This is a genomic window from Salipiger sp. (genome assembly GCF_059781815.1).
Map to the genome: position 1 here is coordinate 1 of NZ_JBYNAH010000117.1, position 15,458 is coordinate 15,458.

Annotated in this window: 12 protein-coding genes and 1 pseudogene; 9 read left to right on the forward strand and 4 right to left on the reverse strand. The window is 67.3% G+C overall.

What is annotated here, in order from left to right; translation table 11 throughout:
- A partial coding sequence (locus AC6RA4_RS14410) for a Tex family protein (RefSeq protein ID WP_500161415.1) occupies nucleotides 1–2,199 on the reverse strand: 2,199 nt, incomplete at its 3' end.
- Between the two features lie 141 nt (nucleotides 2,200–2,340).
- The gene (locus AC6RA4_RS14415) at nucleotides 2,341–4,221 is read right to left on the reverse strand and encodes an amidohydrolase (RefSeq protein ID WP_500161417.1); all 1,881 of its coding nucleotides are present in this window, start codon (nucleotides 4,219–4,221) and stop codon (nucleotides 2,341–2,343) included.
- A 249-nt stretch (nucleotides 4,222–4,470) separates the two neighbouring features.
- Here AC6RA4_RS14415 and AC6RA4_RS14420 point away from each other — a divergent pair, with 249 nt between their 5' ends.
- The 4 genes from AC6RA4_RS14420 (at nucleotide 4,471) to AC6RA4_RS14435 (ending at nucleotide 8,053) form a co-directional block, all read left to right on the forward strand.
- Nucleotides 4,471–5,823, forward strand: coding sequence for a cytochrome P450 (locus AC6RA4_RS14420; protein WP_500161419.1), 1,353 nt, complete (start codon nucleotides 4,471–4,473; stop codon nucleotides 5,821–5,823).
- 256 nt (nucleotides 5,824–6,079) lie between these two features.
- Entirely contained in the window at nucleotides 6,080–6,709 is a 630-nt protein-coding gene (locus AC6RA4_RS14425) for a TetR/AcrR family transcriptional regulator (RefSeq protein ID WP_500161421.1), read from the forward strand.
- A 62-nt stretch (nucleotides 6,710–6,771) separates the two neighbouring features.
- Entirely contained in the window at nucleotides 6,772–7,233 is a 462-nt protein-coding gene (locus AC6RA4_RS14430) for a thiol-disulfide oxidoreductase DCC family protein (RefSeq protein ID WP_500161423.1), read from the forward strand.
- 193 nt (nucleotides 7,234–7,426) lie between these two features.
- A complete protein-coding gene (locus AC6RA4_RS14435; RefSeq protein WP_500161425.1) occupies nucleotides 7,427–8,053 on the forward strand; it encodes a GNAT family N-acetyltransferase in 627 nt (208 codons plus the stop codon).
- A 190-nt stretch (nucleotides 8,054–8,243) separates the two neighbouring features.
- Here AC6RA4_RS14435 and AC6RA4_RS14440 read toward each other — a convergent pair whose 3' ends face one another.
- On the reverse strand, nucleotides 8,244–9,761 hold the full coding sequence (locus AC6RA4_RS14440) for an MDR family MFS transporter (protein ID WP_500161427.1): 1,518 nt from the start codon (nucleotides 9,759–9,761) through the stop codon (nucleotides 8,244–8,246).
- A gap of 153 nt (nucleotides 9,762–9,914) precedes the next feature.
- Here AC6RA4_RS14440 and AC6RA4_RS14445 point away from each other — a divergent pair, with 153 nt between their 5' ends.
- The 4 genes from AC6RA4_RS14445 (at nucleotide 9,915) to minE (ending at nucleotide 12,592) form a co-directional block, all read left to right on the forward strand.
- Nucleotides 9,915–10,523: a MarR family winged helix-turn-helix transcriptional regulator gene (locus AC6RA4_RS14445; protein WP_500161429.1), complete on the forward strand. Its 609-nt coding sequence runs from the start codon at nucleotides 9,915–9,917 to the stop codon at nucleotides 10,521–10,523.
- 232 nt (nucleotides 10,524–10,755) lie between these two features.
- Nucleotides 10,756–11,460 (forward strand): septum site-determining protein MinC, encoded by a 705-nt coding sequence (gene minC, locus AC6RA4_RS14450; protein ID WP_500161437.1) that lies wholly within the window; start codon nucleotides 10,756–10,758, stop codon nucleotides 11,458–11,460.
- Entirely contained in the window at nucleotides 11,457–12,305 is an 849-nt protein-coding gene (minD, locus tag AC6RA4_RS14455; RefSeq protein ID WP_500161431.1) for a septum site-determining protein MinD, read from the forward strand. The genes minC and minD overlap by 4 nt, the downstream gene beginning before the upstream one ends.
- Nucleotides 12,302–12,592, forward strand: coding sequence for a cell division topological specificity factor MinE (gene minE / locus AC6RA4_RS14460; RefSeq protein WP_500161433.1), 291 nt, complete (start codon nucleotides 12,302–12,304; stop codon nucleotides 12,590–12,592). The genes minD and minE overlap by 4 nt, the downstream gene beginning before the upstream one ends.
- A gap of 72 nt (nucleotides 12,593–12,664) precedes the next feature.
- On the opposite strand, the gene xsc is transcribed toward minE, so the two are convergent.
- Nucleotides 12,665–14,443 (reverse strand): sulfoacetaldehyde acetyltransferase, encoded by a 1,779-nt coding sequence (xsc, locus tag AC6RA4_RS14465; protein WP_500161435.1) that lies wholly within the window; start codon nucleotides 14,441–14,443, stop codon nucleotides 12,665–12,667.
- Nucleotides 14,444–14,862: 419 nt separating this feature from the next.
- On the opposite strand from xsc, the pseudogene AC6RA4_RS14470 reads away from it, so the two are divergent.
- Nucleotides 14,863–15,458, forward strand: a pseudogene (locus tag AC6RA4_RS14470) (CHAD domain-containing protein); the annotation flags it as partial.

Here is a 15,458-nt window from a genome sequence, read left to right on the forward strand (position 1 = left end):
CTGACCGCCGGGCTTGCCGCCACGCTCGGGCTTGCCGCCGCCGTCCTTGCGCATCGAGAGCCCGATGCGCTTGCGCGGCACGTCGACCTCGGTCACCCGCACGCGCACCACATCGCCGGCCTTCACCACCTCGTGCGGATCCTTCACGAAGCGGTCGGCCAGCTGGCTCACATGCACCAGCCCGTCCTGATGCACGCCGATATCGACGAAGGCGCCGAAGGCCGCCACGTTGGTCACGGTGCCCTCGAGCGACATGCCGGGCTTGAGATCGGTGATCTCTTCGACGCCATCGGTGAAGCTTGCGGTCTTGAAGCTCGGCCGCGGGTCACGGCCCGGCTTCTCCAGCTCCGACAGGATGTCCTGCACCGTGGGCAGGCCGAAGCTCGCATCGACGAACTGCTCCGCCCGCACGCCGCGCAGCGCCTCCGGGTGGCCCATGATCTGGCGGATGTCGCGGCCGCAGGCTTTCACGATGCGGCGCGCCACGTCATAGGCCTCGGGGTGCACCGAGGAGGCGTCGAGCGGCTCGTCGCCGTCGCGGATGCGCAGGAAGCCGGCGCTCTGCTCAAAGGCCTTGGGGCCGACGCCCGTCACCTTCTTCAGTGCCTTGCGCGAGGCAAACGCGCCGTTGGCATCGCGATGCGCCACGATGTTCTGCGCCAGCGACGGCCCAAGCCCCGCCACATGCGCCAGGAGCGGCGCCGAGGCGGTGTTGAGATCGACGCCGACCGCGTTCACCGCGTCCTCGACCACCGCCTCCAGCGCCTTGGCCAGCTGGCGCTGGTCGACATCGTGCTGGTATTGGCCGACGCCGATGCTCTCGGGGGTGATCTTGACCAGCTCCGCCAGTGGATCCTGCAGGCGCCGCGCGATCGAGACCGCGCCGCGCAGGCTGACGTCGAGCCCGGGGAATTCCTTTGCCGCCAGCTCGGAGGCCGAGTAGACCGAGGCGCCGGCCTCGGAGACCACCACCTTGGTGGGCTTCGGCCCCTCGAGAAGCTTCAGCGTGTCGCCGACCAGCCGCTCGGTCTCGCGGCTGGCGGTGCCGTTGCCGATGGCGATGAGCTCGACACCGTGGCGCTTCACCAGCCGGGCGATCTCGGCCTGCGCGCCGCGCACGTCGTTCTTGGGCTGGAAGGGGTAAAGCGTCGCGGTTTCAAGCAGCTTGCCGGTGGCATCGACCACCGCCGCCTTGACGCCGGTGCGGAGGCCGGGATCGAGCCCCAGCGTCGCCTTGGCGCCGGCGGGCGCGGCCAGCAGCAGATCCTTGAGGTTGCGCGAAAACACCCGGATGGCCTCTTCGTGGGCACGGCGGCGCAGGTCGGTCATCAGGTCGACATACATGGTCAGGCTGAGCTTGACCCGCCATGTCCAGCCCGCCGCCTCGCGCAGCCATTTGTCGCCGGGCGCCTCGCCGGGAATGCCGATGGCCTGCGCGATGATGCCGAGCGCCCGGGTCGGGCCGGTCTCGGGCTCGGGCGCAATGTTGACGGTCAGGATCTCTTCCTTGGAGGCGCGCAGGATCGCCAGCGCCCGGTGCGCCGGGATATCCGACCATTTCTCCGAATGGTCGAAATAGTCCAAGAACTTGGCCCCGGCCTGCTCCTTGCCTGGCTGTACCGTGGCGGAAATCACCGCCTCCTCCTTCATGAAAGAGCGCAGCCGCCCCAGCAGGTCCGCATTCTCGCTCAGCTCCTCTGCGAGGATGTCGCGCGCGCCCTCGAGCGCCGCCTTCACCGTCTCGACGTTCTCGCCAAGATAGCCTTCGGCCAGCGCCTGCGGGTCGGCGGAGCGATCCTCGGTGATGGCGCGCAGCAGCGGTTCGAGCCCGTTCTCGCGCGCGATCATCGCCTTGGTGCGGCGCTTGGGCTTGTAGGGAAGGTAGATGTCCTCGAGCGTGGCCTTGGTTTCGGCCTGCGCGATGGAGCGCGCCAGCGCGTCGGTGAGCTTGCCCTGTCCCTTGATCGACTCGAGGATCGAGGCGCGGCGGGCCTCCATCTCGCGCAGATAGACCAGCCTGTCGCCGAGCGTGCGCAGCTGGGTGTCGTCGAGCCCGCCGGTGACCTCCTTGCGGTAGCGCGCCACGAAGGGCACCGTGGCGCCCCCGTCGAGAAGCTCGACCGCGGCGCTGACCTGTTTGGGGCTGGCGGCGATCTCGGTGGCAATGGTGCGGGCGATGCGCTCGGCGGTCTGGTCCAAGGGGAGCCTCCTGTCACTCGGGAGGATCGTCATAGCGCGCCGCCCGGCCAGCGCCAAGGGCGCGCGGCGCGGCAGGTGGGTTTCCCGCCGAACCGGGCAGGGGCGCGGCGCGCCTTGGCACCGCGCCATCGCTGTTTGGCCTTACATCGGGGCGACGTAGGAGCCGAAGAGACGCCGGCAATCCTCGGGGGCGAGCAGGCAGGCGACCGGCGCCTCGGCACCGGTTCCACGGTTCAGCGCGTGCATCAGCAGATGCGCGCCGGAGGGGTCGCCAAGGAACGACCGGTCGAGAAGATCGGTCTTCTGCACGCCTTCTTCGGCCTCGTAGATCACCTCGTCTTCCTTGATCGTCGCTTCGATGCTCAGCTCGGCGAGGGTCTCGGGATCGACCTCAAGCGGATCGTCCGACAGGATGACAAAATCCGCCAGCTTGCCGACCTCGATCGAGCCCTTTTGGTCTTCCTCGAAATGCTGCCACGCCGGCCAGATGGTCAGCGATTTCAGCCCGTCCATGACGCTGACCCGCTGCGCCGGTCCGAGGATGTCGCCCGAGCGGGTGCGCCGGGTCACCGTGGCCGAGAGGATCCGCATGCTGTTGGGGAAGGCCACCGGCGCGTCGTGATGCGAGCCGAACATCATTCCGCGCGAGCGCACCCAGCCGGTGGGAGAGATGTTCTCGGCATTGACCGGCCCGACGGTGTGATCGCGGTGCCAGTCGCCCCAATAGAAGGTGTGCATCGGGAAGAGCGAGGGAAACACTCCCAGCGCCTGCATCCTGTCCACCTGATCCTCGCGCAGGAACTGGCCGTGGATCAGCACCGGACGGTTGGTCGGGGGGCCGTATTTCTCCTCCGCCGCCCCGATTGCCGCGAGCAGCATGTCCGAGGCACCCTCGCCGTTGGAATGGGTGAGGATCTGGAAGCCGTGGCCAAAACACCAGTCTACCGCGTCGGTCACCTGCTCCATGGTGATCGCGGAATAGCCCTTGTACCCCGGAGGGTAGTCGCCCACCGGATCGTAATAGGGGCGGTCGCGCAGCGCGGTGAACCCCTGCGGCGAGCCGTCGATGGTCAGCTTGCAGCCGCCCACCCGCACGTTTCCATCATAGTCCATCGACGCGGTCTGCTCGATGAAGTCCCGCGCTTCGAGCACGTCGGGAAAGGCCACCACGTCAATCGGCAGCTCGCCCATGGCGTCGATCGCCTTGAGCGCGGCGACGTTCCCGGCGCTCGACCGGCCCTCCTGCCCGGTGGTGTAGCCAAAGCGGGCCCACATCTCGGCACCGGCCTTGGCAAAGGTGTTGAACCCCTCCTGTCCGAGCTGGCTCAGAAGCGGCACCAGCGTGCCGAAGAAGGCGTATTCCTCCAGCACACCGTTGGGCCGACCGTCCTCGCCGCGGCGGATGACCCCGCCCGGCGGGTTTTCCGACGCGTCGGTGATCCCGCCGATTTCCAGTGCCTTCGAATTCGCCACGCCGATGTGCCCCGACTGATGGATGATCAGGATCGGCACCTCGGAAGAGACCGCGTCCAGCTCGTCTCGCGTCGGGTGCCGCAGCTCGGCCATCTGCGCGTTGTCATAGCCAAAGCCGATGACAAGGTTCACCGTGTCGACAACCTCCGGGTGCTCTTCCATCCAGTCGCGCAGCCCCTGCTGCAGGCTGGGAATGTCGGACACCTCGCCATCGGGCGGCGCCAGCATGTTTGCCGAGAGCGCCTGGATCCCGCCCAGCACCACGTGGCCGTGGCTGTCGACGAAGCCCGGCAGCATGGTGCGGCCCGCCAGATCGAAGCTCTCGGTGGCGTCGCCGCGAAGCGCCTCGATCTCGGACAGTGTCCCCACCGCGAGAATGCGCCCGTCGCGCACCGCCACCGCCTCGGCGCGGGGGGCGGTATCGTCGATGGTGAGGATCGGGCCACCGGAATAGATCGTGTCGGCGATCTCCTGTGCAGACAGCAAACCGGGCGAACCGGCGGCGAGAAGTGCGGCAAGCGAGGCACCAAGAAGCGTGCGGGAAAGCATCTGGTCAAACTCCTGATCAATGGGGCGCCCACACGGAGCAAGTGGACGGAATTGTGAGACAGTGTTCTCCCAAGACGATGGCATGGTCTTTGATTCAGCTCACGCAGTTTTCAACCATTGCGGACAAAGCGTGAGGGAAAGCACAGCTTTCCCGGAAAGAACTGGCCTGCGTCGTCGCGCGCCATATGTTGAAGGCCACTCCGGTGGCCGACCCGTCGGAGCCTGTTGAACCTGTCGCGTGAGGGACCCATGTCCGCCTTCGTTCCGCCCACGATCACCCCGCCGGTCAAGCCGCTCGGCATGCTGGCCAGCGTGCGCGAGGCGCGGCGCAACGTGCTCAGCATCATCCCCGGCATCGCCTATACCCAGCCCATCGTTACCGGCACCACCGGCCCGTCGCGCTGGCACATGGTGCAGGGCCCCGAGGGGATGAAGCGGATCTTTCTCGACAACGTTGGCAACTACCCGAAATCCGAGGTCATGCTGCGCATGCTGCGCCCGGCGGTGGGCAATTCGCTGTTCACCTCCGAAGGTGCGCAGTGGCGCTGGCAGCGCCGCGCCATCGCGCCGGTCTTTGCCGCCCGCAACGTCGAGGCGCTGGCGCCGGTGATGACCGAGACCGCCGCCCGGGCCGCCGGCCGGCTGGCCGCGAGCGGCGGTGAGGCCGAACTGGTCAAGGAGATGCTCTCGGCCACCTTCGACGTGATCTGCGACGTGGCGCTCTCGGGGCGCGAGCATTTTGATGCCGATCTCTACGGCGAGGCCATCACCAAGTACTTCCTCACCGTGGGCCGCGCCTCGCTGCTGGATTTCCTCGAGATGCCGATCTGGGTGCCGCGCCCCGGCGAGTTCCTCGGACGCGGCGCGGTCAAGACCATGCATCGCATGGTCTCGGCGGCGATCAACGACCGCAGGAAACAGGGCGCCGGCCCGCTCGACGACCTGCTCGATCACATGCTGCGCGCCAAGGATCCCGAGACCGGGCGCACCATGTCGCCGCAGGATCTGCTGCACAACATGCAGTTCTTCATCGTCGCCGGCCACGAGACCACGGCGCTGGCGATTTCCTGGGCGCTCTACCTTCTGGCCAACGACGCGCAGGCGCAGGAGCGCGCCCGCGAAGAAGCCCGCGGCGTGTTGGGCGAGCGTGCGGCAGAGGGCCGAGACCTCGATGTCATGCCCTATATCGAGCAGGTGCTCGACGAGGCGATGCGGCTCTACCCGCCGGTGGGGATGCTGGCGCGCAACGTGCTCGACGATGACGAGATCTACGACCGCGACATCCGCCCGGGTGAGACGGTCTTCGTCAACACCTACGCGCTGCACCGGCACGAGGATCTCTGGGAGCGCCCGCAGGCCTTCGACCCCGACCATTTCTCGCCCGCCGCGCGCGAGGGCCGCGACCGCTACGCCTATCTGCCCTTCGGCGCCGGGCCGCGGGTCTGCGTGGGGGCGAACTTCGCGATGATGCAGGCGCAGATCATCCTCGCCACGCTGGTCGCGCGCTTCCGCTTCGCCCCGGCCGGTGCGGTGCCCGAGCCGATCATGCACATGACCGTGCGCCCCGAGCCGGGAGTGACACTGCAAGTGCAGCCGGTCTGATCATGGCCGGCCGGACGCGCTGTGCTTCGCGCTCATGGCCGCACGCAGCGCAGCGGATGAGCGGCTCTTCGCCCGGATCGCCAAAAATGGATATCAGGCTTTGCTTTCCCCGCCTCTGCAGCGTAAAGCGCCAAGCAATGCGGCGCGTCTGTCGCGGGTCTCCAAAAAATTAACGGATTTCGGAGCCAGCCCTGTTCTCCCATCGCGTTTAAGTTTAACCGCTCCGAATTATGAGAGCGAGGCACGAGGTTTATGCATGTCCAGAAGCCGTGATAGCTATCATCATGGTCAGCTTCGGGAGGCCCTGATCAAGGCGGCCGACGATATTCTGCATGAGAGCGGGCTCGAGGGGTTTTCCCTGCGCAAGGCCGCAGCCCGCGCCGGCGTGTCGCCCGGGGCACCGGCGCACCACTTCAAGTCCGTCACCGGCCTGCTGACCGCGGTCGCCGTGCTCACGCTCGACGAGCTGGCCGAGCGGATGCGGGCGGTGCCGACGGAGCTGTCGCAGGCCGCGCGGGTGCGCGAGCTGGCCTCGATCTACGTGCGCTATTCCATCGAATATCCCGGCCGGCTTCAGGTCACCTATCGCCGGGCGCTGATCGACCGCCGCGATCCTGAATTCCTGCGGTCCTCCGGCGAGGCCTTCGGGCAGTTCTTCACTGCCGCCGCGCTCTACCACGGCGTCCCTGTGCCCACCCGCGAGACGGCGGCCGAGATCCATCCGCAGCTGCTGCTCGACTATGCGACCGTGCAGGGCATGGCGCTGACCGGTGCCGAGGGTAACTGGCGCTTCATCGTGTCGCCGGAGGATCCACAGGGCGATTTCCTCAGGCGCATCCTGCCTATGCTGGTCGAGGCGCGCTGGCCCGACAAGCCCGGGGGCTGAGCCGCCCGGAGGTTCCCTTCGCGCCGGATCCGGGTCACCATGGCGCGAGCAGGAGGAGACCGATGGCCCGACTTCCAGACCGCCCCGCGCATTCGTGGCGCGACGACCCGACCGTTCCCGCATTCGACGATACCCGGCCGATCGCGGTCATGGACGGCGCCTGCGTGCTCTGCTCGTGGGGCGCCCGCAGCATTGCGCGGCTCGACCGCGAGGAGGCGTTTCGCATCTGCCCTGTGCAGTCGCCGCTCGGCACCGCGCTGGTGCGGCATTTCGATCAGGATCCGGAGGATCCTCAGACCTGGCTGTTTCTCGATCAGGGGCAGGCCTGGTCGGGGATGGACGCGATCATCCGCATCGGCGAGCGACTCGGCGGTATCGGACGGTCGGCGAGCCTGATGCGCGGGCTGCCAGCGCCGCTGCGCGACTGGCTTTACCGGCGCATTGCCTTCAACCGCTACCGCTTCGGGCGCACCGACATGTGCGCTCTGCCCGACGAGGCGCTGCAGCGTCGATTGATCGACTGAACAATCGATTCCACCGGGCTTCCCTTTGCCGGTTCTGCTGTGGGTGACCGCACCTCTTGAGGCGAGGGGGGTATCCCTATAGTAATGTAGTTGATATGGAATCAATCAGAGCGTGTCTTATTTTCTGTCACGGCGGCGAAAAAAAGATGCTCCTGATGCCTCCGTGCGCTAATATCCTGTCCGGGAGGATCACATGCCATACACGAATAGAGAGGGGCTGCGCCCCATCTACGCGCATTCCGAGCGCGAAACCGAACTGCTTGCCGAGGTCGAGGAGCTCGAGAGCGAGCTTCGTGCCTTTGTTGCCGTGGCGCTGCAGCACGGCATGCGGGATTACTGCGAGACACGCCATCCCGAGCTGACCCGCGAGATCGAGGCCGGCATTCAGCGCTCGCGCGAGCGGGCCGAGATGAAATACGCCAAGATCCTTGCGCAGATCCTGCGGGTGCCGGGGCTTCATGCCACACGCGGCGAGACCGAAGAGCGGACCTATTACCGGACCGCCGAGGACAACGTCGCCTATATCGAGCACTCTCTGCAGAAGAAGCGCTTTATCCTGAATGGCATCTGGGTGGCGCCAGCCTATCGCGGCAAGGGCATCGCCCATCGCATCCTGCGCCGTCTGGTCGAGGCCGCCGACGAGGCCGATTTCGGCATCGCTCTGGATCACGAGCCGTTTGGCGAGGAGGGGCTGAGCCGCGAGGATCTGGTGGCGTTCTACAACCGCCACGGCTTCCAGCAGCATGCCGGCAAGGCCGAGGGGATGTTCCGCTTCCCGCGCACCCCGCTCGACCTTTATGCACGGCCGCATCTGGTCTGAGGCCGGACCAACGTTCTTGCCCATCGGGCCCGCGCGGTGGCGCGGGCCTTTTTCGTTACGGTGTCTTTACGGCGCACCATCACCCTGAGCGCCGGCCGGCGACCGCATCGCGCGCCGGCTGCAAAAAAAAGCGCCCGCCGGCCTGACCGACAAAGCCGGGGCCGACGGGCGACAGGGAGCAACTTTCGGCTCAGCGTGCCAGTGGCAGCTCGCGCAGCATCAGCGAGGCGAGGCAGGCCAGCAGGGCGGCACCGGCGGCAATCCAGAACACCGGGTGCAGCGCCTGGCTGATGCTCTCCATCACCAGCATCTGCGCGTCATGCGGCAGCGCGCGCACCATATCGGCGCCGATGCTGCGCACGCCGCCATCGCCCATGCCCGGCACCTGACCCTCGAGCGAGCGCGAGAGCTGGGTGCTGAACAGCGCACCGAAGGCCGCGGTGCCCACCGCGCCGCCGATCAGGCGGAACATGTTGGCGCTCGCTGTGCCGACCCCCAGCATCGAGACCGGGATCGCGTTCTGGATCGCCGCCACGCCGATGGCAAAGACCGGGCCGAGGCCAAGCCCGATGCCGACCATCGACAGCGCGATCAGCCAGAGCGGGCTGTCGACCGAGAGCGAGGTCATCGACAGCAGCGACAGCGACAGCACGGCGGTCGAGACCACCGGCAGGAACTTGTAGCGCCCGGTCTTCGCCATGAAGCGCCCGGACAGGATCGAGGCCGATAGCAGCCCGCCCATCATCGGAACGAGAAACAGCCCCGAGGAGGTCGGCGAGATGCCCTTCACCACCTGCAGGAAGAACGGCAGGAAGGTGATGGTGCCGAACATCGCCATGCCGACGAGGATGCCGACCGAGTTCATCACCACGAAGGTGTTGTTGGAAAACAGGCTCATCGGCAGGATCGGCTCTTCTGCGCGGCGCTCGACCCGGATGAAGAGCGCGAAGGCACTGAGCGCGATCACCGCAAGCGCCAGCAGTTGCGGGCTGGTCCAGGCAAACACCGTGCCGCCGGTGTTCGAGATCAGCACAAGCGAGGCCAGCAGCGTCGCCAGCAGCGCGCCGCCAGCATAGTCGACCGACTTGCGCGAGCGGTCGCTGCGCCGGGGCAGGGCGATGCCCAGAACGATGAAGGCCAGCGCGCCGACGGGGAAGTTGACGAAGAAGATCCAGTGCCAGCTCAGGTTCTGCACCAGGAAGCCACCGAGCAGCGGGCCGATGACGGTCGAGATGCCGAAAGCCGCGCCCAGCACCGCCTGCGCCTTGCCGCGCTCGCGCGCCGGCAGCAGGTCGCCCACCAGCGCCATGCAGGTGACGATCAGCCCGCCGCCGCCGGCGCCCTGGATGATCCGGCCCGCGATCACCATGCCCATGCTGGTGGCCATGCCGCAGATCACCGCGCCGAGGATGAACACGCCGATGCCCCATTGCAGCACCATCTTGCGGCCGTAGAGATCGCCCAGCTTGCCCGCCACCGGCGCGCCGATGGTCGAGGCCAGCAGGTAGGCTGTCATCACCCAGGTGATCTTGTCCATGCCGCCGAGGTCGGCGACCATCACCGGCAGGGCGGTCGACACGATGGTCTGACCGAGCGAGGCGAACAGCAGCGTTGCCGCGACCGCGCTGAGGACAAGCTTGATCGGAACCGGCTCGGCGCTCGCTGCGGGGGGCGGCATGTCGGTCGCGGCTTGGTCTATGGCCGTCATTCAAGTATCTCCACGAAAACTGTGCGGGCCGAGGGGCGGGCGCAACGGTCTGCAAACTGGCGCCGGCGTGCCCCTTGGGTCAAAATGGTCTGGGTCTTATATCTGTGCTTATGGCATATATATGTCAATAGCACATAATTGCGCGAGGCAGCTTTGAGCCGACGAGACGAGATACTGAAGGACGGCCTCGAACGGGCGGGGATCGAGCGCGACGTGTCGCAGGCGGCGCTCGACGTGGACGCCGTGCTGCAGCGCTGGCGGCGGCGGGTGATGAAGCGCGATTTCGGCCATAAGGCCTTGCGCGACCTCGATCTTCCCATCGATCTCGCACAGCTCGACGTGCTGATGGCGGTGCGCGCGCCGGCCAACGAGTTCGGCGACGAAGAGGCCTCTTGCGAGACCACCGTGGGCACCGTCGCGGTGCGGCTCAGCATCGACCCCTCGCGCGCCAGCCGCATCAGCACCGACCTGATCCGCCGCGGCCTCGTGCAGCGCGCCGTCAGCCAGCAGGACGCCCGCCGCGCAGTGCTCGAGCTGACCGAGGCCGGGGCCCGCATCGTCGAGGCCGTCCGGACCTACAAGCTCCTGGTTCTGGGGTCTTTCTTCCGCGACTGGACGATGGACGAGATCCAGACCTTCCTGCCGCTTCTGGCGCGGTTCAGCGAGTGGTCGGAGCGCGCCGAACAGCCCAGCGGCCCGGTCGAGAGCGAGATTGCCGAATTGCGCGGCAGCCTTGCGGGGATCGTCGCCGAAGAGGGCTGAGCCCGCCGATTTCCTGCCCGCAGGCGGCTTGCCACCGAGCCGTCCCCGAGTCCCGGGCAGGAAGCCGCGCAATCTCACGATTGTGATATTTTCCCCGTGCACCGGGCGGCCGGAGAATCTAAAGGATCGGCCAAAACGAGTGCGCGTGCGAGTCGCGCCCAGACATACGAGAGCAGGAGCACGCATCCCGGTGCCAGCAGACGTTACCCGAGACCGAGGCGCCCGCGCATCGGTGGCGGTCAAACCGTTCCAGGTCCGCGGTCGATTCATGACCGCCATCGCCCTCCGGATCGAGAGCGACCAGTTCGACGACGCCTTCTTCGAGGCCATCGATGAGCAGATCACCAAGGCGCCGCAGCTGCTGCTCGACGCGCCTTTGGTGCTGGATTTCTCCAAGGTGCCGGAGTTTGCCGACAGCGCCGCGCTGGCCGATCTGGTGGCCAAGCTTCGCAGCCGCAACATGCTGGTCTTCGGGGTGCAGAACACCACCGATCCCCAGCTCGAGGCGGCGGACGGGCTCGGCCTGATCCCGGTGCGCATCGGTCGCGACGGCCCGGCCCCCGAGGCCAAGCCCGCGCGCAAGAGCAAGGTCGACCGGCTGCTGCCGCCCGACAACAAGGTCATCACCAAGCCGGTCCGCTCGGGCCAGCTCGTGGTGGCCGAGCGCGGTGATCTGACGGTGATCGGCCCGGTGTCGTCCGGCGCCGAGCTGGTGGCGGCGGGCAACATCCATGTCTACGGGCCGCTGCGTGGCCGGGCCATGGCGGGCTGCCACGGCGACGAGGGCGGGCGGATCTTCTGCCGCGCGCTGCACGCCGAGCTTCTGGCGGTCGCCGGGCTCTACAGGACAAGCGAAAGTATCGAGGACGAGCTGCGCGGCAGAGCCGTGCAAATTTTCCTTAAAGACGAACGACTATGTGTGGAGGCGCTCGGATGACGACGCAACTCAAGGACGAGGCGCCGCTGGGCCGGATCATCGTGATCACCTCGGGCAAGGGCGGGGTGGGCAAGACCACCTCTGCCGCCGCGATCTCGGCAGGACTGGCACAGCAGGGGCACAAGACCGTGGTGATCGACTTCGACGTCGGCCTGCGGAATCTCGACATGATCATGGGATGCGAACGCCGCGTGGTGTTCGATTTCATCAACGTGATCCAGGGCGACGCGCGGCTCAAGCAGGCGCTGATCAAGGACAAGCGCCTTGATACGCTGTTCATCCTGCCGACCTCGCAGACCCGCGACAAGGACGCGCTGACGCAAGAGGGCGTCGAGGCGGTGCTGAACGAGCTCAAGGAAGAGTTCGACTACATCATCTGCGACAGCCCGGCGGGCATCGAGCGCGGCGCCCAGCTGGCGATGTATTTCGCCGACGAGGCCGTGGTCGTGACCAACCCCGAGGTCTCCTCGGTGCGCGACAGCGACCGCGTGCTCGGCCTGCTGAGCAGCAAGACCCAGCGCGCCGAGAAGGGCGATGGCGAGCCGGTCAAGGCGCGCATCCTGCTGACCCGCCACGATCAGTCCCGGATCGACAAGGGCGAGATGATGACCGTCGACGACGTGCTTGAGATCCTCGCGGTGCCGCTGCTGGGGATCATCCCCGAGAGCCAGGCGGTGCTGCGCGCCTCCAACGTCGGCACGCCGGTGATCCTCGACGAGCCGTCCCCGGCGCAGACCGCTTACAAGGACGCGGTGTCGCGGCTGCTTGGCGAAGAGATCGAGATGCGCATCGAGAGCGAGCGCAAGCCGGGCCTGTTTCAGCGGCTGTTCGGACGGTCGGCATGAGCCTGTTCGGTTTCTCTCTCAAACCCCGCCGTCCCAAGACGGCCCAGACCGCGCGGGACCGCTTGCAGCTTCTGCTCGCCCACGAGCGCGGGCAGGGCTCGGGCACGCCCGACTACCTGCCGCAGCTGCAGAACGACCTGATCGCGGTGATCCGGAAATATATCGATGTCGCCGATGACGAGGTCGATATCCGGATGGAGCGCGACGACGACGTCTCCAGCCTCGAGATCAACATCGATCTCCCCTCGGCCGAGGACAAGGCGGCGAAGCCCGCCAGAAAGCGCTAAGCGCCTAGCCTGATCCACAAACCGCCCGCGTCCCCCAGCGACGCGGGCGGTTTTCCTTTTGCCAAGCCTCGCTCAGCCGGGCTGGTCGACCATGTCGGCGGCGTCGATCCCCGCCACGCTCACCGGTGTCTTCATCGCATCGCGGCGGAAGGGCTCGCCCAGTTCCTGGTTGATCATTGCCTCGATCAGCGTGGTGGTGCCGCTCTCCATCTGCGCCTTGATCGCGGTGCTCAGCGCCTGGGTCAGCTCGTCCATTGTCCGCGCAACCACGCCCTTGAGACCGCAGGCCCTGGCGATGCCGGCATAGCTCACCTGCGTGTCGAGCTCGGTGCCGACGAAATTGTCGTTGAACCACAGGGTCGAGTTCCGCTTCTCGGCCCCCCACTGGTAATTGCGGAAGACGATCTGGGTGATCGCCGGCCACTCGCCGCGGCCGATGGCCGTCAGCTCGTTGACCGCGATGCCGAAGGCGCCGTCGCCGGCAAAGCCGACCACCGGCACGTCGGGGCAACCGATCTTGGCGCCGACAATGGCCGGCAGGCCGTAGCCGCAGGGGCCGAAGAGGCCGGGGGCGAGGTATTTCCGACCCGCCTCGAAGGAGGGGTAGGCGTTGCCGATGGCGCAGTTGTTGCCGATGTCCGATGAGATGATGGCCTCGCGCGGCAAGGCCTGCTGGATCGCGCGCCAGGCCATGCGCGGGCTCATCCAGTCGGGCTTGTCGGCGCGGGCGCGTTCGTTCCACGTCGTTCCCGGATCGTCCTCCTCGTGATCCATCGAGGAGAGCTGCTGCGCCCATTTCGACTTGGTCTCGGCGATCTTCGCTTTTCGTGCCTCGCGGCCCGCGTCGCCGGCGCTGTCCGAGAGCTGCGCGAGGATGCCGTTTGCCACTTTCGCCGTGTCGCCCACGATGCCCACGCTGACTTTCTTGGTCAGGCCGATGCGGTCGGGGTTGATGTCGACCTGGATGATCTTGGCACCCTGCGGCCAGTAGTCGATGCCATAGCCGGGCAGGGTGGAGAACGGGTTGAGGCGGGTGCCGAGGCAGAGCACCACGTCGGCCTCGGCGATCAGCTCCATTCCGGCCTTGGAGCCGTTATAGCCCAGCGGCCCGGCAAAGAGAGGATGCGAGCCGGGGAAGGCGTCGTTGTGCTGGTAGCCGACGCAGACCGGCGCATCGAGGCGCTCGGCCAGCGCCATGGAGGCGCTGATGCCGCCGGCGCTCAGCACCACGCCGGCCCCGTTCAGGATCACCGGGTTCTGAGCCTCCGAAAGCAGCGCCGCGGCGCGGCTGACCGAGGCCTCGCCGCCCGGCGAGCGCTCGAACTCGATCGGTTCGGGCAGCTCGATGTCGACGACCTGGGTCCACATGTCGCGCGGGATGTTGAGCTGCGCCGGTGCCGAGAGCCGCTTGGCCTGGGCGATGACCCGGGTCAGCACCTCGGCCACGCGGGAGGGATCGCGCACCTCTTCCTGATAGGCGACCATGTCCTCGAAGAGTTTCATCTGCTCGACCTCCTGAAAGCCGCCCTGACCGATGGTCTTGTTGGCGGCCTGCGGGGTCACCAGCAGCAGCGGCGTGTGGTTCCAGTAGGCGGTTTTCACGGCGGTGACGAAATTGGTGATGCCGGGGCCGTTCTGGGCGATCATCATGCTCATCTTGCCGGTGGCGCGGGTGTAGCCATCGGCCATCATCCCGGCCGAGCCTTCATGGGCGCAGTCCCAGAAGGTGATCCCGGCCTTGGGGAAGAGATCCGAGATCGGCATCATGGCCGAGCCGATGATGCCGAAGGCGTGGCGGATGCCATGCCTCTGCAAGACCTTCACAAAGGCTTCCTCGGTTGTCATCTGCATGTCTGTTCCTCCCATGCTCGCCGGACGGTGATCCGTCATCAGTCTGCCGCGCGTCGTCTCCTCGGCGGACGCGCTGCCCGTGGCAGCCTGTCACGGCGCCATGGCTGGCGATGTTGCCGTGTCCGGCCCCGGCTTTCAATGGGGCAGGCCCGAGGCCGGTGCCGTGGGCGGGCGCCCCCGTTGACCGCTGCCGGCGGGCCGATGAGCGCAAGACGGGCGCGGGCTGGCTGCCCGGGGGCGCATGCGCAAAATGCAAGGCCGCAATCCCGTGGCCGGATACCGGTTGCGCACTGGCGCCCTGGCGTGACAATGGAACGGTCGCCGATGCCTTTTGTCGTGTTTTCGGTGTCTTGATTGATCCCGGCGAGAGGCCCAGAGTTGCAGGGACAGTCCGGAGGTGAGGGGCAAGCGTGCCAGGAATGATGACACTCATAAGCAGCGGCGATCTGCGAACCGTTCTCGGCGGCGCTGATCTGGGCAAGCTGTGCCTGTCGCTCGACGAGGCGGACGGCGCAGGCGCCTTTGCGCTGCTCGACACGTTCGACGCGCAGGTCGCGGCGGCGGGCCTGCTGCTGGTGCTGACCGATGACGGGCTGCATCTTCTGGGGCGGGCCGAGGCGCTGGTGCAGACGCGCGCCGAGCCGGACTTCATCGCCAGCATGCCCGCGGGCCCAGTGACCGAAGCGCTGGCGGGGATCGTCTCGCCGCTGCGCACCCTGATGACCGTGGCCGAGGGCAGGCTCTCGCGGCAGGGGCTGCGGGTGCTCGACGACCACCGCAAGACCCACCTGCGCGGCACGCTCTGGGTGTTCGATGCGGACAAGGGCCGGATCGTTTCACTCTCGGCGATGACGGCCCTGCGCGGCTACGACAAGACGCTTGGAAAGGTCGATGCGGCGCTCGGTGCGGCAGCGGGCAAGGGCAAGCGCAAGGTCGCGACCACGCTCGAGGCCAGCGCGGTGCTGCGCGGCGAGGATCCGGCGCTGATCGGCAAGACCCGCATCGTGATGACGCC